Annotated in this window: 16 protein-coding genes and 1 riboswitch; of the genes, 10 read left to right on the top strand and 6 right to left on the bottom strand. The window is 32.1% G+C overall.

What is annotated here, in order from left to right; genetic code table 11:
* Nucleotides 1–267 precede the first annotated feature (267 nt).
* Nucleotides 268–370: riboswitch (purine riboswitch) on the top strand.
* A 138-nt stretch (nt 371–508) separates the two neighbouring features.
* The 9 genes from purE (at nt 509) to CLCOS_RS09685 (ending at nt 9,882) form a co-directional block, all read left to right on the top strand.
* Complete coding sequence (gene purE / locus CLCOS_RS09725; protein WP_063600740.1) at nt 509–988, top strand: 5-(carboxyamino)imidazole ribonucleotide mutase; 480 nt, start codon at nt 509–511, stop codon at nt 986–988.
* A 1-nt stretch (nt 989) separates the two neighbouring features.
* Nucleotides 990–1,697: a phosphoribosylaminoimidazolesuccinocarboxamide synthase gene (purC, locus tag CLCOS_RS09720; protein WP_063600741.1), complete on the top strand. Its 708-nt coding sequence runs from the start codon at nt 990–992 to the stop codon at nt 1,695–1,697.
* Between the two features lie 40 nt (nt 1,698–1,737).
* Nucleotides 1,738–3,183: an amidophosphoribosyltransferase gene (purF, locus tag CLCOS_RS09715; RefSeq protein WP_063600742.1), complete on the top strand. Its 1,446-nt coding sequence runs from the start codon at nt 1,738–1,740 to the stop codon at nt 3,181–3,183.
* A 13-nt stretch (nt 3,184–3,196) separates the two neighbouring features.
* Nucleotides 3,197–4,192, top strand: coding sequence for a phosphoribosylformylglycinamidine cyclo-ligase (gene purM / locus CLCOS_RS09710; protein WP_013237522.1), 996 nt, complete (start codon nt 3,197–3,199; stop codon nt 4,190–4,192).
* On the top strand, nt 4,180–4,794 hold the full coding sequence (gene purN, locus CLCOS_RS09705) for a phosphoribosylglycinamide formyltransferase (protein ID WP_013237523.1): 615 nt from the start codon (nt 4,180–4,182) through the stop codon (nt 4,792–4,794). Before purM ends, purN begins: the two co-directional genes overlap by 13 nt.
* Nucleotides 4,795–4,814: 20 nt before the next feature.
* On the top strand, nt 4,815–6,314 hold the full coding sequence (purH, locus tag CLCOS_RS09700; protein WP_063600743.1) for a bifunctional phosphoribosylaminoimidazolecarboxamide formyltransferase/IMP cyclohydrolase: 1,500 nt from the start codon (nt 4,815–4,817) through the stop codon (nt 6,312–6,314).
* Between the two features lie 85 nt (nt 6,315–6,399).
* A complete protein-coding gene (gene purD / locus CLCOS_RS09695) occupies nt 6,400–7,641 on the top strand; it encodes a phosphoribosylamine--glycine ligase (protein ID WP_063600744.1) in 1,242 nt (413 codons plus the stop codon).
* 156 nt (nt 7,642–7,797) lie between these two features.
* Nucleotides 7,798–8,814 carry a phosphodiester glycosidase family protein gene (locus CLCOS_RS09690; protein WP_013237526.1) on the top strand — a complete coding sequence of 339 codons (1,017 nt, stop codon included), beginning with the start codon at nt 7,798–7,800 and terminating at the stop codon, nt 8,812–8,814.
* Between the two features lie 15 nt (nt 8,815–8,829).
* On the top strand, nt 8,830–9,882 hold the full coding sequence (locus CLCOS_RS09685; RefSeq protein ID WP_023162923.1) for a hypothetical protein: 1,053 nt from the start codon (nt 8,830–8,832) through the stop codon (nt 9,880–9,882).
* A 52-nt stretch (nt 9,883–9,934) separates the two neighbouring features.
* On the opposite strand, the gene CLCOS_RS09680 is transcribed toward CLCOS_RS09685, so the two are convergent.
* Nucleotides 9,935–10,828 carry an MBL fold metallo-hydrolase gene (locus CLCOS_RS09680; protein WP_063600745.1) on the bottom strand — a complete coding sequence of 298 codons (894 nt, stop codon included), beginning with the start codon at nt 10,826–10,828 and terminating at the stop codon, nt 9,935–9,937.
* 181 nt (nt 10,829–11,009) lie between these two features.
* On the opposite strand from CLCOS_RS09680, the gene CLCOS_RS09675 reads away from it, so the two are divergent.
* Nucleotides 11,010–11,333 (top strand): hypothetical protein, encoded by a 324-nt coding sequence (locus CLCOS_RS09675; protein WP_013237529.1) that lies wholly within the window; start codon nt 11,010–11,012, stop codon nt 11,331–11,333.
* 49 nt (nt 11,334–11,382) lie between these two features.
* Here CLCOS_RS09675 and CLCOS_RS09670 read toward each other — a convergent pair whose 3' ends face one another.
* The 5 genes from CLCOS_RS09670 to CLCOS_RS09650 form a co-directional block, all read right to left on the bottom strand.
* Entirely contained in the window at nt 11,383–12,018 is a 636-nt protein-coding gene (locus CLCOS_RS09670; RefSeq protein ID WP_013237530.1) for a 5-methyltetrahydrofolate--homocysteine methyltransferase, read from the bottom strand.
* A 23-nt stretch (nt 12,019–12,041) separates the two neighbouring features.
* Nucleotides 12,042–14,255 (bottom strand): cell wall-binding repeat-containing protein, encoded by a 2,214-nt coding sequence (locus CLCOS_RS21470; protein ID WP_082853517.1) that lies wholly within the window; start codon nt 14,253–14,255, stop codon nt 12,042–12,044.
* Between the two features lie 229 nt (nt 14,256–14,484).
* A complete protein-coding gene (locus CLCOS_RS09660; RefSeq protein ID WP_063600746.1) occupies nt 14,485–15,945 on the bottom strand; it encodes an FAD-dependent oxidoreductase in 1,461 nt (486 codons plus the stop codon).
* Between the two features lie 51 nt (nt 15,946–15,996).
* On the bottom strand, nt 15,997–16,686 hold the full coding sequence (locus CLCOS_RS09655; RefSeq protein ID WP_063600747.1) for an NADH-ubiquinone oxidoreductase-F iron-sulfur binding region domain-containing protein: 690 nt from the start codon (nt 16,684–16,686) through the stop codon (nt 15,997–15,999).
* Between the two features lie 16 nt (nt 16,687–16,702).
* Nucleotides 16,703–18,817 carry an FAD-dependent oxidoreductase gene (locus CLCOS_RS09650; RefSeq protein ID WP_063600748.1) on the bottom strand — a complete coding sequence of 705 codons (2,115 nt, stop codon included), beginning with the start codon at nt 18,815–18,817 and terminating at the stop codon, nt 16,703–16,705.
* Nucleotides 18,818–18,963: the final 146 nt, after the last annotated feature.

Below are 18,963 nucleotides of genomic sequence, written 5' to 3'. Positions count from 1 at the left end.
GCGCCTTTTTTTATCAATATGGTTATTTCAAATCATAAAAATTTGTCTTTAAACTTCTAACAATGCTTTTGCAACTTCTAAACATCTTTTATTCATTTTTATCAGTGAGTTTCGCAATTACCTATTAAAACGTAAAATAATGTTCGATATGGTATGAACATTACAACTATATAATTTTTTACAATCTCAAAATATACGAATATTATGCGTTAAATTAGATTGAACGTATTGAATTATATAATTTGATATGATAATATAAGTATATCATAAATAAATGAATAGAATATCCATATAATCCTAATAATGAGGTTTAGGAGTATCTACAGGGAACCGTAAAATTCTCACGGCTATGGATAACTTTATTTAAAGCTGGATATTTTTATATCAAGTTTTAGTTAAGGTGACTAGCTTAAGGTTTCACATAGATTCTCAATTGTAGATTTATTGAAACCTTTTTATTATACTTTTGGTTATATGATCTAACATTTGTTGTTTAAGGAGGACGAATATGAAAGTAGCAATTATATTTGGAAGTAGTTCCGACATTGACAAGATGAAAGGAGCTGCTAAAGCCTTAAAAGAATTTGATATTCAATATGAGGCATATATTTTATCAGCTCACAGAGTTCCGGAAAAGCTTTTGGAAACTGTAAAAAAATTAGAAGAAGAAGGCTGTGAATGTATTATTTCAGGTGCTGGTCTTGCAGCACATCTTCCAGGAGTTATTGCAGCTAATACAACTATTCCAGTTATAGGAGTTCCACTTAATGCAGCTATTTCTGGACTTGATTCTCTCTTTTCAATAGTGCAGATGCCAAAATCCATACCTGTAGCTACAGTTGGAATAAATAACAGTTACAATGCAGGCATGCTGGCAGTAGAGATTTTAGCACTTAAATATTCTGAAATTAAAAAGAAATTAATTGAATATAGAAAAAATATGAAAGAAAAGTTTATAAATGAAAATGGAAAAGGAGTGGAATTATAATATGGAAAAAGGAAAAATGATATATGAAGGAAAAGCAAAAAAGGTATATGAAACAGAAGATAAAGACAAGGTAATAATTTATTATAAAGATGATGCTACAGCTTTTAATGGAGAGAAAAAGGGACAAATATCAGATAAAGGAGTATTAAATAACACAATTACTTCAATGCTCTTTGAGTTACTTGAAAAACATGGTATAGAAACTCACTTTGAAGAAAAATTAAATGATAGAGAACAACTTTGTAAAAAAGTAGAAATAGTTCCTCTAGAAGTAATAGTTAGAAATGTAGCAGCAGGAAGTATGGCAAAGAGATTAGGATTAGAAGAAGGTACACCATTAAAGACTACTGTATATGAAATAAGCTACAAAAATGATGAACTTGGAGATCCTCTTATAAATGATTATCATGCAGTTGCAATTGGAGCTGCTACTTTTGATGAGCTCAAAACTATATATAAGATGACAGAATCTATAAACAATATTTTAAAAGAATTTTTCTTGAAACAGGGAATAAAACTAATAGATTTCAAATTGGAATTTGGTAAGTTCAATGGAAAAATAGTTTTAGCTGATGAGATATCACCAGATACATGTAGACTATGGGATGCAAAGACTAATGAAAAATTAGATAAAGATAGATTTAGAAGAGATATGGGAAATGTAAAAGAAGCCTATGTAGAAATATTGAAGAGAATAAGTAAAAATTAGTAGCTGCCTTAATTTTATGGTTAAAAGGAGAGAATTTTTGATGTGCACTTTAAATGATAAATTTAATACTTGCTCCTGTATTGATTTGGAGGAAGATAAATTCAAGGACGAATGTGGTGTATTTGGAATATTTTCTAAGAACAATATAGATGTAGCATCTTTAACTTATTATGGACTATATGCTCTCCAGCATAGGGGGCAGGAAAGTGCAGGTATTGTAGTTTCTGATGGAAGTGAATTTAAGTATCATAAAGGTATGGGACTTGTAGCAGATGTATTTAATAAGGATATATTAGAAGGACTTAAAGGAAAAAGTGCTATAGGTCATGTAAGGTATTCTACAGCAGGTTCTAGTACTTTAAACAATGCCCAGCCGCTTATGGTGAAGTATAAACTTGGATCTATTGCTATAGCACACAATGGTACTTTGGTCAATGCAGATGTTATAAGAGGACTTTTAGAAGATGCAGGATATATCTTTCAGACATCTGTAGATTCAGAAGTTATCTTAAGTCTTATTGCAAGAGAGGCTAGGAGAGATATAGGTAAAGCTGTAGTAGATACAGTTCAAGCAGTGAAAGGTTCTTATGCTATTACTATTTTAACGGAAAATGAGCTTATAGGTGTAAGAGATCCCAATGGAATAAGACCGCTTTGTATAGGTGAATTAAACGGAGATTATATACTCTGTTCTGAAAGCTGTGCTCTGGATTCTATAGGAGCAAATTTTATAAGAGATGTAAAGCCTGGAGAAATTGTAATTATAAACGACGATGGAATTAAATCTATAAATTTTGCAGAAAAGACAAAATGTGAAACCTGCTCTTTTGAATATATATATTTTGCAAGGCCAGATAGTACTATAGATGATATAAACGTATATACATCAAGAGTTAAAGCAGGAAGGATACTTTATAGAGAAAATCCAGTAGAAGCAGATGTAGTTATAGGTGTTCCTGATTCGGGGATACCGGCAGCTCTTGGATATTCAGAAGAATCGGGAATACCTTATGCTATAGGATTTATAAAAAATAAATATGTAGGAAGAACATTTATTGCTCCATCCCAAGAACTTAGGTCTAAAGCAGTAGCTGTAAAGTTAAACCCTTTAAAGGTAAATGTAGAGGGAAAAAGAGTGGTGATTGTTGATGATTCCATAGTTAGAGGAACTACCAGTGGAAAACTTGTAGAAATACTTAGAAAAGCTGGAGCTACTGAAGTGCACTTTAGAGTTTCATCTCCTGTAGTTAAGTATCCTTGCTATTTTGGCATTGACACACCTTATAGGTCTCAACTTATAGGTTCTAATGCAAAAATAGAGGAAATAAGGGATAAAATAGGAGCAGATAGTTTAGGCTATATAAGCATAGATGGAATTTTGAAATCCCTTCAATGTACTGAGTCAAAAGGATATTGTTTAGGGTGCTTTAATGGAATATACCCAATATCTGTACCTATAGAAAAAGATAAAAATTATTTAGAGTAAGAGGTGGTTTGCTGTGGTAACATATAAAGATTCCGGTGTAAATATTGAAGAAGGATATAAGTCAGTAAAACTTATGAAAGAATATTCATCTAAGACTTTTATACCAGGAGTTTTAAATGGACTTGGAAGTTTTGCAGGTATGTTTGAACTTGGTAAATATAAAAATCCAGTACTTGTATCTGGAACAGATGGAGTAGGAACAAAGTTAAAAATAGCATTTCAAATGAAAATGTATGATACAGTGGGAATAGATTGCGTGGCTATGTGTGTAAATGATGTTTTATGTCATGGTGCAAAACCCCTGTTTTTTTTAGACTACCTAGCTTGCTCTAATTTGGAAGCAGAAGTTGCAGCAGATTTGGTTAAAGGCGTATCAGATGGATGTATTCAGGCAGGTTGTGCCCTAATTGGTGGAGAAACTGCTGAAATGCCTGGCTTTTATTCCAAGGGAGACTATGACATGGCAGGATTCACCGTAGGAGTTGTGGAAAGAGATAATATAATAAATGGGAGTACAGTAGAAGAAGGAGATGTCCTTGTAGGAATAGCATCTAGTGGAGTTCACAGTAATGGATATTCATTAGTAAGGAAAATTGTAAAAGATTTTGATGAGGACTTTTTGGGTACGCCTATAGGAAAAGTACTTTTAACACCTACAAAGATATATGTAAAACCTGTACTTAAACTTTTGGATAAATTTAAAATTAAGGCCATGGCTCATATAACTGGAGGGGGATTCTTTGAAAACATACCTAGAATGTTTAAAGATGATTTTACTGCAGTTATAGATAAGAAGAGTTTTGAAGTGCCACCTATATTTAAGCATTTAATGGAACTAGGTGTAGAAGAAAAGCAGATGTACAATACCTATAACATGGGAATAGGATTTGTACTATGTGTAGATAATAAAGATGCTAAAAACGTAGTGGAAGAATTAAATAAAATGGGTGAAAAGGCATATATAATAGGAAGTGTAAAAAAAGGGGAAAAAGCAGTATGTTTAAAATAGCAGTTTTGGTTTCTGGAGGAGGTACTGACCTTCAGTCTATAATAGATGCAGTTGAGAGCGGATATATAAAAAGCTGCAGTATAGAAGCTGTCATAGGTGACAGACCTGGAATTTATGCTTTAGAAAGAGCTGAAAAGCATAATATAAAATCCTATGTATTAGATAAGAAAATACATAAGTCTAATATTTCTCAGGAAATATTAAAGATGCTTAAAGACAAAGTTGACTTAATAGTATGCGCAGGATGGCTTTCAATACTTAAAGGAGAGCTGATTTCAGAATTTAGAAATAAAATAGTAAATATACACCCTTCTTTAATACCGTCTTTTTGCGGAGATGGTATGTATGGCATAAAGGTTCATGAAAAGGCAATTGAGTATGGAGTCAAAGTATCAGGCTGCACTGTACACTTTGTAGATGAGGGTACAGACAGTGGTCCTATAATAATTCAAAAGACAGTTCCTGTATATTTTGAAGATACTCCAGAAATGCTTCAAAAGAGAATATTAGAAGAAGAGCATAAAGCCCTTCCTGAAGTTATCAAACTTATTTCTGAAAACAAAATAGTGGTGGAGAACAGAATAGTAAAAGTTTGTAATTAAAATAATTGGAGGTGCAAATTATGATAGATCGTGCATTAATAAGTGTTTATAACAAAAATGGATTATTGGATTTAGCAAAATTTTTGATAAATAGGGGAGTTGAAATAATATCTACAGGTGGAACTTATAGATACCTTGTAGAAAATAATATAAAGGTTACAGAAGTATCTAAAGTTACTGGATTTGATGAGATACTAGATGGCAGAGTAAAGACACTTCATCCAGTTATACATGGTGGTATACTTGCCAAAAGAGATAATAAAGAACATATGGATACTATAAAAAGTAAGAACATAAAACCAATAGATATGGTAGTCGTAAATTTATATCCTTTTTTCGACAAGGTATGTGATAATATAACTTTTGATGAAAAAATAGAGTTTATTGATATTGGCGGTCCAACTATGATAAGAGCTGCAGCTAAAAATTTTCAAGATGTAATAGTTGTTACAGATGTAAATGACTATTCACAAATAATTAACCAAATAGAAACTTCTGGAGACGTAAAATATGAATTTAGGAGAAAACTTGCAGGTAAGGTATTTAATTTAATGTCTGCCTATGATGGAGCTATAAGTAATTTCCTACTTGAAGATGAATATCCAGAATACTTAAGCTTGTCTTATAAAAAATCTGAAAGCTTGAGATATGGAGAAAATCCACATCAAAGTGCAGCTTATTACACAGAAACTGTAGGAAAAGCTCCTATGAAGGATTTTGAACAGTTAAGTGGTAAGACACTTTCATATAATAATATGAGAGATATGGATATGGCCTGGAAGGCAGTAAATGAATTTGAGGAAGTATGTTGTGTTGCAGTTAAGCACAATACTCCTTGTGGGGTAGCCCTTGGTAAAGACTTACATGAGGCTTATGTAAAAGCTTATGAGTGTGATTCTACTTCTATTTTTGGAGGCATTATAGCTGTAAATAGAAAATTAGATGCAAAGACTGCAGAGGAAATAGCTAAAATTTTTGTTGAAATAGTTATTGCACCGGATTTTGATAAGGATGCAGTTGAAATATTAAAGGCAAAGAAAAATCTAAGAATAATTAAGTGTGATGTAAAACCTACTAATGGTGTTGAAATATCAAAATTAGATGGTGGGATACTTGTACAATCTTTTGATGATAAGCTGGTAGATGAGACTAAAGTAGTTACAGAAAAGAAACCTTCAAAAGAAGAAATGGATAATTTGATATTTGGAATGAAGGTTTGTAAATACGTAAAATCAAATGCTATTGTAGTAGTTAAAGATTTTATGGCTAAAGGAATTGGTGGAGGACAGGTAAATAGAATATGGCCTGCATGCCAGGCACTTGATAGGGCAGGAGATGGGGTAGTACTTGCCTCAGATGCATTTTTCCCATTTAGTGATGTAGTATGTGAAGCAGCAAAACATGGAATAAAATCTATAATACAACCAGGAGGTTCCATAAAAGATAAGGATTCTATAGATGAATGTAATAAAAATGGAATTTCTATGGTGTTTACAGGGGTAAGACATTTTAAACATTAGTTTTTAAGGCATTTGAAAAATAAGCCAGTATACTGACTAGTTATTTATTTCAAGGTGTCTAATATGAAAAGGGGGATTTTATATAATGAAAGTACTTGTAATAGGTTCCGGCGGAAGAGAACATGCTATTTGCTGGAAGATATCTCAAAGTCCCAAGGTGGATAAAATATTTTGCGCTCCAGGAAATGGAGGAACGGATATAGTAGATAAATGCAGTAATCTAGACATAACAGACATAAATGGACTTATAGATTTTGCATCCAAAGAAAATATAGATTTAACTGTAGTAGGCCCTGAAGGACCCCTTACAGAAGGCATAGTGGATAAGTTTAAAAGTAAGGGACTTAAAATATTTGGACCAAGTTTAAAAGCTGCCGAGCTTGAGGGAAGTAAAATCTATTCCAAGGATTTCATGAAAAAGTATGGAATTAAAACTGCTGAGTATTGCACTTTTGATGATAAAGATAGTGCTTTAAAATACATAGAAAATTGTAGATATCCTGTAGTTATAAAGGCTGACGGATTAGCGGCAGGAAAAGGTGTTTCCATATGTCAGAATTATGAGGAAGCAAGTACTGCATTAAATGATTTTATGGTAAAGGACGTATTTAAAGGGGCAGGAAAAAATGTAGTTATTGAAGAATTTCTAGAGGGAGTAGAGGCCTCAATACTTACAATAACAGATGGAAATACTATTCTTCCCTTTATATCTTCAAAGGATCATAAGCAAATATATGATGGGGGTCTAGGACCAAATACAGGTGGAATGGGAGCTATAGCTCCAAATCCATACTGCAGTGAGGAAGTTTTAAAAGACTTTGAGAAAAATATAATGGCACCTACTTTAAGAGGAATACAGAAGGAAAACCTAGATTATGTGGGAATAATCTTCTTCGGCATTATGATAACAAAAAAGGGAGTTTATTTGTTAGAGTATAATGTTAGAATGGGTGATCCTGAAACTCAAGCTGTACTTCCACTTATGAAAAGTGATTTTGTGGAACTTATAGAAAGTGCTATATATAGAAAACTTGATAAATTTAATTTGGAATGGAAAAAGGGAGCCTCCTGCTGTGTTGTAGCTGCGTCTAAAGGGTATCCTTTAAAGTATGATACTGGTTTTAAAATAGAAGGTATAGAAAAGTCCAGTAATGTTTTTGCTGCAGGGGTTAAAAAAGAAAATGAACAGTTTAAGACATCTGGTGGAAGGGTTTTAGTAACTTATGGAGTTGGAAATGATTTAAATTCTGCTGTGGAAGCTGCTTACTGTGATTTGAAAAAAATAAGTTTTCCGGGTATGTATTTTAGAACAGATATAGGAAAGTAAATTATAATTTTAGTGTAAAATTTAGAAAAACTGATTTGCCTTAATTTTCATAAGGCAGGTCAGTTTTTTAAATTAACAGAATGTAAAAGATTTTTCAGTGGAAATAATTTAAAAATAATAGTAAAATAGTTCTATACTGTATGGAGGTTAATTTAAATGAATGATTCGAGAAATAGACGAAGGAAAAATATAAAAAGAAAGAAAAAGTTTTCTCCTAGATTGTTCTTTTTGTTCATAATTTATGAGCTTATAGTAGTTGTAGTTACTAGTCCCTTGTTGGTATTTTATGGCCCATTTAAAAATGTAAAAAACCAGATAGTAAGCACAGCTATGGCTACTTTTACTCATCAATACATAGCTACCCTTTTTTTGTCAAAGGATGAAATAAATAAAATACTTCAAGAAGGTAAGAGTGGCCAAACTACTAGCCAGGAAGCTGAAAATCTAAATGATGTAAATATAAATTATGTAGGTGATAAGGATATAAAAAGGTATGATATACCTAGCACAAGATTTGATGGCTATATTTTAGAAATAAAAGATCCTAAGAGAATACGTATAGGATATACTAATAAATTAAGAGAAGTTGGAGAAAGAACAAGTGAAATAGCACAGCGAAATGGAGCGGTTGCAGCCATAAATGGAGGAGGATTCACAGATAAAACAAGTAGTGGAAAAATGTGGGTAGGAACAGGAGGCTATCCAGAGGGAATTGTAATATCTGGCGGTAAAGTAATATACAGTGATGTAAAACCTAATGAAAAAATAAATGTTACAGCTTTTACTCCAACTGGAAGACTTATAGTTGGAGACCACACACTTAAGGAACTTCTTGCTGATGGTGTAACGGAGGCAATTTCTTTTAGAAACTCACTTATAATAAATGGAAAGACTGTATCAGTAGAAAATGAAGGCTTAAATCCTAGAACAGCTATAGGGCAGAAGGCAGATGGAACAATAGTCATGCTGGCTATAGATGGTAGAAAAGGATTGAAAATGGGAGCTTCATTAAAAGAAGTACAAAATATACTTTTGCAGCAAGGTGTAATTAATGCAAGCAATTTAGATGGAGGTTCATCCACTACAATGTACTTTAATGGAGAAGTAATAAATAATCCTTGTGATTGGAACGGTGAGAGAACTGTAGCTACAGCTATATATGTAAAACCTTAGAGGAGAGTGTGGTAGATGAAAAAACTTAAGAGAATAATTGTATGGACAATGATTCCTATAGTTATGGAATTAGCAGGTCTTTTATTAGTAGATAAATTTTATTTTGGTGGTGACTCTAATTTCAATATAAAAAAAGTAGATACTACTTCAAAACAGACAGCCAACAAAATTAGTGTAAAAATACCTGAAGATGCAAAGATGGTGAAGGTATCCTATAGCGGAAATTACATATCGTATTATGATGGCCAATCTTTACAGGTAATTGATACATTAAAAAATAGCAAAAAAGAAGTGGATCTACAAAATGATTTATCCTATTATACCTGGAACTTGGATACAGATAACATACTTGTAGCAGAAAAAACAAGTGGAGGATCAGAATCAAGAAATTTAAAATTTGAGACTTATGATGCCAAACGTGATTCAACTTATCCATTGAAGAATGAGGAGAAGAAGCAGGAACTTTCAATATTACTTCCAGATAATTCTTATGATGTAAAACATATAGCTTTTTCTGGAGCTAGCAATGTAATCTATGTCAGTAGTGCTACTAATGAAGAAGGCAGCAGTAGAATATATAGAATTGATGTAATGATCAGGATGAATTTAGTCAATTTTGTAAGATGCCAGCTTGGAAATATGGCTGCTATAAATGGCACAAATGGTGATGAACTTATATATGAAGATAGGACTTCCAATAGAATAAGAACTAGCAGGGGTGGAATAATAGCTACTGGTGAAAATGCTATGCATTATTTATTAAACACAGATAATAACGACAATATTTACATAGGAAATGGAGAAGACAATAAAGTTAATAAAATATTTGTGGCAAATCTTAAAACGAATAAAAGCAGCTGGAAGGAATACACACTTCCAAGTTCTGTAAATAAAAATAATATATACGTTACAAGAAGTGGTAATATATATATTAATGATTCAAAAGATAGTCAGGTAAAAGATATTACTACAGGCAAAGTTACCAAGTATTCAGGAAATTTTGTATCTGTATATAAATATGGAGTAATAAGTCAGGATGGAAAAAAGCTAACAAATAGTCTATTTTAGGCACTTAAAAAAAATAACTAGCCACTATGCTAGTTATTTTTTTTAATATACTTTAGTTGGACTTGAAATAATATAAGTTACCGTCTTCTATAGAATAGTCTATGAGCTTTTCATTGTATAAATAGGATATGAATGCAGATATTCCTCCAAAATTCAAATGATACTCATGAAAGTTTAAGGATAAATTGTTTAAAATGGTTATGTCTTCTAATATGTTTTCTCTAGTGAGCGGTTGATCTAAAAGATCTAGAATTTGATTTTTATATTTATCTATATTTTTGATGTTTTTATCCACTAAAGAATTTATTTCGCTTTTATCCAGTACCTTTTTGGAGTGGCTTATTACAAAGTAATCTGCATCAATCTCCTTAATCTTATTCAATGACAGGATACTATCTTCTATATTATATAAGTATGGGAAGGAGTATTTATCCAGTATCTCGCTGCTGAATATGGAATCTCCAAGGAAACATACCTTTTCAGGAGTTACTATTCCTATTTGCTCTATTGAATGTCCAGGAAGTGCAACAATGTTAAATTTCTCGTCATTCAATTTATTTATGCCATATTCTAAAATGAAATCTACCTCTAGAGGTTTATTACTCCTATCAAATGCTCTTGAAGGATAGGATGAGGAAAGAATAGATGGGAAGATCTCTGTATTTTCCATAAATAATTTTTCCAATTTAGATGTATATACTAGACAGCCTGGATAGTTTTTCTTAAAGTATAAGTTTCCACCACAGTGATCTAAATGGCTGTGTGTATTTATTATGTACTTGGGGTGTAGGCTATTTTCTATAAGTAAATTCTCTATTTTTTTTGCTTCAGTGTTGTTTATGCCTGTATCTACAATTAGGCAGTTTTTATTTTTAAATATGAATACTCCGCAGTTAGTGGGAGCATCTATGTAATAGGTATTTCCTTTTATCTTATTTAAAGTCATTAAAAACACTTCCTTGAAATATTTGAATTATTATTTTGCATATATAGATGATAACATATTTTATCTTTAAAACAAATATAGTTCTCAATATGAAATGAAATTTTGAAATTTATGATTTATAATGATATAATCTTTAATAAGTATTTTTACGTTAAGATAATTTTAAATGGAGGTATTTCAAATGGATTCAGCTGTATCAGGGTTGCTTATGTTTATGGGATTTATGGGCGTTATACAAGGAATTGGAATGAAATATAGCAAAGCTGTGAGAACAAAATTTAAATTGGATACAGAAGGTGTAGACCAAAAATATGTTAACTTTAAGGCAAATTTCTTAATGATACTTGGGGGAGTAATATTAATATTTCAAGCAGTTACTTTTATAAATCCTACATTTGGAAGTAAGTTACAAGTAATGCTGCCAGCAGTTTTACTTGTAGCTATTACTTGGGATTTTATATATAACAGAAAGAGGAAAAGCAAATACGATAATAAAAAAAAATAAAAAGCTAATATTAAAAGGTTCGTACAAGTTGTATACGAACCTTTTAATATTAGCTTTTTCTCATACTGCACAAATTTCTATTTGGGCATCTGGAACAGTCATGGTCTTTTTTACTTAATTTTATATTTTTATCAGCTCCATATATATATGCCATAGAGCGCATGGAAGAAAGCATATAGTCTTCATTTACAGTCAAATTTAAAAAATTCTCCGCATCTAGTTTATCTAGTATATACTTTTGACATTTAAGAGGAATCTCTCCATCTCCAGGAGATATTCTACAACTCAATCCTAAATGCAGCTCTTTAACTTTAGCATATATGTGGTTAAAGAGTTGGGAACTGAGTTCAAACAAGTAAGATGAAGCCATAGCATCAAGCATCATGCCCTCCTTCATATTTCCATAGGAAAAGAATTCATTTATTTTACTCGTACAACTATCACCCATAGTTATAATACAATACACAATGTATTCATAACTTTTTACAGCTTCAAAGTCAAAGTTATCCTCTCTTTTTTGTATTTCAAATATCCCTGTTGGTTCTATATTTTCATATAAAATAGGAAGAAGTTTCTCATATAAACCTTCCATTTCTTCATTTTTTATTATACTGCCATAGGACTTTAAAGTTTGTATTACTTGATCTTTGTTTAATTTAAAATCAAAGTCCAGTATTACATCCATTCTTATTACCCCCAAAGTACTAATTAATGTTTAATGTAGTTAACCCATTGATTTCTAATATCCATAAAGTAATTATCACCTGTTATAGAGTAAATTGCTTCTAGTAAATCTATATGAACCTTGTGATAATCTAAAGCAGGATTAGCATCCCTAGATGTCATTAGATGGCTTAAATCATAACTGGTGAAACCACCTATGTCATAGTAAGGTAATACTACTTTCAAGGTTTTAATGCCTTCATTGAAATAATAACTTGTTTGATCACCACTTATGTCAGATACTGTTTTTGAAAGTTGATTCCAGTCATATATACCTAGTAATGTAAACATGTATCCATTTAATGTATAAGTAGGTGTTGTATTCACATACTCTTGAAAGAATATATCACTTTTAAATCTAGGGTCCAGGCTTCCAAGAGTGTCCATAACGCCACCTTGACTTATTGGTGTTATCAAATAGTTAAAAGCTTTGTTACCGGCATCAATATATTTATGATCGTGAGTTATTTCGTAAGCACGAGAAAAAACATTTAATGCTTCACCTTGAGCCATACTTGAAGTCCAATTAGTTCCAAGAGATTCATAGGAGTAATAAGGAAATTTATATCTAAAACTTCCATCACTATCCATGTGATTGAGGAGAAAATCGGTACATTTTATAAATTGACTTAATACAGATGTATCTCCATGTAAATATTTTGTATGAAGATAAAGTGCATATTGGCATATTGTCACATAATTGTATTGAGCACCAAATTCCCTATAGGTTACTATTGGAATTCCATTGTCATCAAAACTTAATATATCAGATTTATTAAAATGATCACTTGTAAAGAAATCTAAATAATCCGACATAGCTTTATACGTAATTGGATTGTCAAAATTAAAATTAAGTTTGCTGTACATTTCTACGGCATTTTGAACTATATCTTTAGAACTTTCCTTATAGATATATTTACTTATTATAGGATTTTTTGATGCTGCAACATTTTTGTATACAGTAGCATTAATTTTAATATTTTCAGGTACTGGCAATTGAAGTAAATAATTATAAATGTTTAAAGCTGAGTCATAATTCCCTTGATTATGAATGCTTACTGCAGTATCTAGCAAATGGTATGCATCACTGTCAAAGGCTGTCTTTAAATTATAATTGTTAGGATATAATGAAATACCTAAAGCTATGCCCTTAAAAGCAGCTAATTCATCAGAAGAAGCCTGACTATTATAGGAGTTAATAAAGTCATCAGGTGTGATGTCTTTTGAATCCACAAAAAATCTATTTATTAGATAGTCTGGAGTAACATCTTCTCCACCTACAACCACACACTCTTTTAGTGTAGCTTTATTGTTTCTAACCATTCTAATCTGGTCGGAAGACATATCGTCATTTACGAGTATTACAGGTGAATTATTTTTGGCAGCTAGAGGAGAAATAGATAGTCCATCTGGATAGTTTATTCCTGCTGCTACGTATATTTTTTGTACTTTTGAAAGATCATAAAATTCTTTAATTACATTTGCATTTGTATCATATCTGCTTTGACCACTTAGTCTTTCATAATCACCAAAGTAAGAAGCGGTATCATCAGGAATAACACCTTGTCCACCAATCACATAGGTTTTTGAAGGCTTTAAAGTATTTACATAGTCCTTAAGTACATCAGGAATATCATTTTTAGGAGTTAAAACAATAGGTTCAGCTTTACTTGAAGCATAGGATGAAATGGATAATGCATCTGCAAAACTTTCTGATGAAACAACAAATAACTGATTACCTCCAACTTCCTTTGCAATTTCAATGGAAGTTTCAATTCTCGTAGTTCCGCCCAATCTTTTTACATTTAAATTTTTTTGGGTTAATTCATTTTCTATTTCACTTGAAACAGCGCCTGTCCCACCAATTAAAAATATATTTTTAACGCCTAGGCTTGTCAATTTATTTTGTATTTCAGGACTTAAAGTGTTTCCATCTGTCATTAATAGAGGTGCATTGTACTTGGCACTTAAAGGTGCTGCACAAATTGCATCTGGAAAATTTTCACCTGAAACAATAATTGCATAATCAGAATGATCGCTCCAGCCATAGTCAGCTATTTTCATATTAGTTGAGTATCTGTTCGGGCCAGATAATCTTGTTATAGTTGGACTTTGAGACTGAGCATTGATTACAGTAGTTTTTGAAAATATTAATGCTGTAGAAATTATTAAAGTAGTTATAACTTTTTTAGATAACATAAATTTCCTCCGATTTAGTTTAGATCTTTACTAGAAAACAGAATTGAAGTCCATATAAATGATATCATTATATTATTATATTATCAACAATAACAACCTTAGTGCCGTTAATTTTAATAAGTACCAAAAAACGCGAATAATATCATGCTAAGCCTTAACAGGCAATAGGTGGATGTTATTCGCTCATAAATTTGGATTGCAGGTTAAATATGCATATTTTATATGAAGTTTATTGTTCTTCCATAAGATTTGCTTTAATATATTCAACAGCACTAGAACCTGCTATTCTTCCGCTGTTCAAAGCAAAACCTAGGGAATTTCCAGGTAGTACAAAAGCATAATCAGGATTGTATAGTGAATTAGCATCAGTTCCAGCAGCATAAAGTCCCTTTATAACATTTAAATCATCATTAAGAACTTCAGTATTATAGTTTATTTTTATACCGCCAGCACTTCCATATGCACTTAAACCAAGTTTTAATGCGTAATATTTAGGGCCTTTAATTGGTAATAAGTATTTAGGATTTTTATGGAATAACTCATCTTTTGAATCACAATAAGAATTATAAGTATCAATGGTATTTTTTAAGTTTTCTGCATCAATGCCAGTTTTTTCAGCTAACTCTTCTATAGAGTCAGCAATAAATAATACATCACTTCCATTTTTCTTAGCTTCTTCTTCTTCCTGTCTAAAATAACTCATATCCATACTAGAAGTAACCACATTTATAAGATCTAAGCCCTTTTCTTCATAATGCTTGATTAGTTCTTCATCTATTATAGAATATGCAATTTTCTTTTTTTGTTTTTCAATAGCATTTGCGGTAAATACAGGGTTTTCTATAACTTCTTCATTTATAAATCTTTCACCGTCCAGGTTAACTAAGAGATTAGGTTGACGGAAAGGTAACTCTATAGGAGCATATCCACCAGTGTTAGGAGCAAAAAATACCATTTCCATAGTCATAAAATCTTTTGAAGCACCAGCATCCCAAGCCATCTGGATTCCATCTCCAGTTAATCCAGGAATTCTATATGAGAACAAATCTTTTCCCCATTCAAGTCCAACATACTTTTTAATAAAGTCTGGATTATCACCAAATCCACCTGTACCGATGATAACTGCTCCAGCATATACTTCTAATTCACCATCTTTATCACTAGCTGTTACGCCAATTACTTCTCCTTGATCTTTAATAATACTTTTTACAGGTGTTTCTAATAATATTTTAACGCCTAATTCTTCTGCTCTTTCTGTCATAATTTTAATCATAGTAGCAGCTGCACGAAGTCCCGGTTTCCCTGTTTTAGGTTTAACAATATGCCAGGTTGCTTCTGAAGCTGGAAAATACTTTGAAGGTAATGCGAATTCTACTCCCATATTTTCTAACCATTCAATAGTTCCTGCTGACTGCTCCAAATATCTTCTTATCAATCTTGCATCTGATCTCCAGTGAGAATATTCCATGAACTTATTAAAAGCTCTATCTACAGAGATATCTATAAGTCTTTCTCTTTGCATTCTTGTTTCAACACCTAGAGGCCCCATTGCCATATTAGCACATCCACCTGTAGTATTAGCTTTTTCAAGCACCATTACTTTTGCACCATTTTCTGCAGCAGTAACTGCTGCAGCTAGCCCTGATGCTCCTCCACCAACAACAACTACATCTGTTTCAAATTCTCTCATTATTTTTTCCTCCTTAATAATATTATTTATTAATATATGAAATTTGCATTATTAGCTTCTTCTGCGTCTTCTTCTGCCAGCCATTAATCCTCCACCATTTTGTGGCTCTACTTTAAAACTTCCGACAGCTACTGGTTCTAATGGAAGCTTAGGTATTATTGCACCTGCTTTTTGAATTGCTGCTGCTTTACATACTGCTGTACATTTTCCACATCTGTCACAAATAGATGAGTCGATTATATGAATTAAATCTTTACTTCCAGCAATTGCTTTTTGAGGGCATTTTTCCACACACTTATTACAGCCGCTGCATTTTTCTGGTGCAACATAATAACTGAAAAATTTCTTACATACTAAAGCATCACATCTTCTTCTTTTTATATGTTTTTCAAATTCTTCTTTGCTTTCTTCAATTATTCTTTTAGTAATTTTTCCAACCTCTTTACCATAGTCACAGCATGATCCTAGGATTAAATCATCTGATATTTCAGTTAGAATTTCAATGTCTCCATCACGTCCCTTACCTTGAGAAATTGCTTCTGTTATTACATTAAGCTGTAATATTCCTTCTCTACAAATTACACATTCTCCACAGCTTGTACGTCTTGTACTATCAGTAAATACTCTCATTTTATCAACAGGACATGGATTTTCTGACTGTTTTTTATATTCTTCAATTATAAAATCCTTAATTTCTTCTAAAGATGCCTGTTTCCATAACTTTCTTTGCACTAATGCCATACTTTTCCACTCCCTTCTATTTAACTTTATACTGAGCCCATAATTTTGGCTTTCTAATTTGTGTACGTAAATCACACTGTAAACATCTATTTGATTCCTTGCAAGCTGAAGTTTCATTTAAACAATGATTTACTTCCTTGAAATTTTTAATACGACTTTGGACATCTTCACATTCATTTTTTGCTCTTTCGATGGATAAGAAATTTTCATCTTTACCTATATATGAATTTGGAACAATATCTTCTGTTAATTTATCTTCAATTACTCCATCTCCACCTAGTTCAATATCTATAGCAGATGCAACTTTACGTCCGGCTGCAATTGCCCTAATTACAGAATTTGTTCCATATACTGCATCACCAACTGCATACATATCACTATCACTTATCTTCATTCCATCTTCAGTAATAATTGAATTTCCACGTCCAGTAGGTATATTCCACTTTTCTGGTATTTCTGCTCTTTGCCCTGTAGCAAAAATAACTGTATCTGCTGGTATTATATGTTCTGAATCTGGTGCTATTTCAAGTTTCAATCTTTTATTTTCATCAAAACTAAAGGATGCTACTTCTTGGCACTTTACTCCTGCAGCAATATTGCAGCTGCCTTCTATGGAAACAAAGGTTCTTGAATTAAGAATTTTAATTCCTTCTTCTGATCCTTGTTGTATTTCGTCATCGCTTGCAGTCATAGATTCTCTATTCTCTAAACAAGCCATTGTAATATCCTTTGCTCCTAATCTTTTTGCTACTCTTGCACAGTCAAATGCGACATTTCCACCACCTAAAACTACTACTTTTTCACCTACAGTTAATGGCCTTTTAAGGGAAACGCTTTGTAAAAATTCTATATTTTCATATACATTTTTGTAGTTAGCTCCTGGAATTGGTAATCTAACACCTTTTCCTGTTCCTATTGCCAATAAAATCTTATCAAAACCTTTAGTTTTTAAATTCTCAAGTGAAGTTATTTCTGTATTAGTCAATATAATAACTCCTGCACGCTCTATTTCTGCAATTTCATCCTGAACAGCTTTTCTTGGAAGACGATATTCTGGAATGCCAGTTGACATCATTCCTCCAGCTACTGGTGATTTTTCAAATACTGTAACTTCATGTCCGCATTTTGCTAAATAATATGCTGCTGTTAAACCTGCTGGTCCACTACCTACAACTGCAATCTTTTTATTAGTTTTAGGTTTAAAGGTAACTTTATCACGCCATAGACCTTCATCATGCTCTGCTGCAAATCTCTTTAATTCTCTAATGGATAAAGCTTTATTGATTTCTTTTCTTCTACAGGCACTTTCGCAAAATGCCATACACACATACCCTAATGAATGTGGAAAAGGTGCTTTTTCACGAATAACTGCAATGGCATCCTGATATCTTCCTTCTCTAATGTATCGAATATATTTTGGAACATCAATATTTGCTGGGCATTCTGCTTTACACGGGATAAGATTTAGGTCACGATTTAAGTTTTTCTTGAATACTCCTTCTTTGTCCTGAAGTGCACCTGTAGGACATACTTCTACACAAGCTCCACAGAAACGGCAGTTTTCTTCTTTTAAAGAATTGTGGTTCCGAATATCAACCATGATTCTATCATCTTCTGTTATTTCATAGTTAAGAACGTTTACTCCTCGAACCTCTTTACACATTCTTACGCATCGTCCACAGGATATACATCTATTTAGATCTCTTACAATAAGCGGATTAGATGTGTTTACAGGTACACTGTTTAGTGTTCTTCTTAGACGAGAAGTACTTACTCCTAAATATTGAATTAATGATTGTAATTCACATTTTAGATATTTAGGACAAGTAGTGCAGTCGTCAACATGATTGGCTAACATTAATTCCATGGATAATCTTCTCATTGCATTTAATTTTTCTGTTTTTGTATGTATTATCATTCCGTCCTCTACCTTAGTAGTACAGGCTGTTTTTATTTCATCACATCCCTCAATTTCAACAACACACAATCTACATGCACCAATGTCAGGTAGATCTGGATGATGACATAAATGAGGAATGTATATGTCTGCTTCTAGTGATGCACTTAGAATGCTTTTTTCTGAATCTACTTGTAACGTATAACCATCAATTGTAATTGATACTGTATTCATTATTTTCACTCCATTTTTATAGTATTTCATCAAGTTGTTAAGTTATTGTTTTAACAATTAAACTATATAGTCTGCCCCAGGGGAAGAGTCAATAGCTTTTTATATATTTTTCAAATGGTTTGATTAAGGAAATAAAGCATTATATA

Origin of the sequence: Clostridium coskatii (assembly GCF_001675205.1) — a bacterium.
In the GTDB taxonomy this organism is placed as follows: domain Bacteria; phylum Bacillota; class Clostridia; order Clostridiales; family Clostridiaceae; genus Clostridium_B; species Clostridium_B ljungdahlii.
This window is presented reverse-complemented; position numbering and strand designations above follow the sequence as displayed.

Bases quoted from the DNA above. Each gene is read 5' to 3' on its own strand.
- purD (WP_063600744.1), top strand. From the start codon at position 6,400: ATGAAAGTACTTGTAATAGGTTCCGGCGGAAGAGAACATGCTATTTGC.
- CLCOS_RS09680 (WP_063600745.1), bottom strand. From the start codon at position 10,828: ATGACTTTAAATAAGATAAAAGGAAATACCTATTACATAGATGCTCCC.
- purC (WP_063600741.1), top strand. From the start codon at position 990: ATGGAAAAAGGAAAAATGATATATGAAGGAAAAGCAAAAAAGGTATAT.
- CLCOS_RS09660 (WP_063600746.1), bottom strand. From the start codon at position 15,945: ATGAGAGAATTTGAAACAGATGTAGTTGTTGTTGGTGGAGGAGCATCA.
- purF (WP_063600742.1), top strand. From the start codon at position 1,738: ATGTGCACTTTAAATGATAAATTTAATACTTGCTCCTGTATTGATTTG.
- purE (WP_063600740.1), top strand. From the start codon at position 509: ATGAAAGTAGCAATTATATTTGGAAGTAGTTCCGACATTGACAAGATG.
- CLCOS_RS09670 (WP_013237530.1), bottom strand. From the start codon at position 12,018: ATGGATGTAATACTGGACTTTGATTTTAAATTAAACAAAGATCAAGTA.
- CLCOS_RS09655 (WP_063600747.1), bottom strand. From the start codon at position 16,686: ATGGCATTAGTGCAAAGAAAGTTATGGAAACAGGCATCTTTAGAAGAA.
- CLCOS_RS09690 (WP_013237526.1), top strand. From the start codon at position 7,798: ATGAATGATTCGAGAAATAGACGAAGGAAAAATATAAAAAGAAAGAAA.
- CLCOS_RS09650 (WP_063600748.1), bottom strand. From the start codon at position 18,817: ATGAATACAGTATCAATTACAATTGATGGTTATACGTTACAAGTAGAT.
- purN (WP_013237523.1), top strand. From the start codon at position 4,180: ATGTTTAAAATAGCAGTTTTGGTTTCTGGAGGAGGTACTGACCTTCAG.
- CLCOS_RS09675 (WP_013237529.1), top strand. From the start codon at position 11,010: ATGGATTCAGCTGTATCAGGGTTGCTTATGTTTATGGGATTTATGGGC.
- purH (WP_063600743.1), top strand. From the start codon at position 4,815: ATGATAGATCGTGCATTAATAAGTGTTTATAACAAAAATGGATTATTG.
- CLCOS_RS09685 (WP_023162923.1), top strand. From the start codon at position 8,830: ATGAAAAAACTTAAGAGAATAATTGTATGGACAATGATTCCTATAGTT.
- CLCOS_RS21470 (WP_082853517.1), bottom strand. From the start codon at position 14,255: ATGTTATCTAAAAAAGTTATAACTACTTTAATAATTTCTACAGCATTA.